At 48.4% G+C, this 519-nt stretch carries 1 protein-coding gene; it reads right to left on the bottom strand.

The genetic code is table 11. The features are described 5' to 3' along the window. Positions 1-519: 23S rRNA (cytidine(2498)-2'-O)-methyltransferase RlmM (rlmM, locus tag R7Q11_RS29335; protein ID WP_225467365.1), on the bottom strand; the 519-nt coding region annotated here is incomplete at both ends.

Genomic DNA, 519 nt, shown 5'->3' with positions numbered 1-519 from the left:
CCATGTGGTGCTTAATTTGACCGGTTTCCATCAAGCTGTCTGCCATCATGCCATTATCAACACAATGAACGAACATAGAACGTTTCACTAATTGGTACGTCCAACCACCTGGACATGCACCTAAGTCAACGCCCCACATGCCTGGCGCTAAACGCTCATCCCACTCATCTCGCGGAATAAATACGTGGAAAGCTTCTTCCAGTTTTAGCGTTGAACGGCTTGGTGCGTCTGCTGGGAATTTCAAGCGAGGGATACCCATAAAGAACTGCGAGTTGTTGCCTGGTAGTGAGTAACCCACATAACAATGACCCGGTGCGACAAAACAGATGTGTAGCACTGGCTTCTTCGCGTTGTCTTTATTCCACATCAAACCTTTACCACGCAACGCTTGGCGCATTGGTACGGTGAACTTGCGGCAGAACTTCAATAGCTCTTTTGCTTCGTTCGTGTCTGGCGTTTCGATACGTAGATCGCCACAACGTGGGAACGATTCAAACTCTGACAACTCAGCCAGAATTG

It is taken from the genome of Vibrio sp. 970, assembly GCF_033339075.1.
The sequence above is the reverse complement of the archived record's forward strand: the minus strand, read 5'-3'. Positions and strand labels throughout refer to the sequence as shown.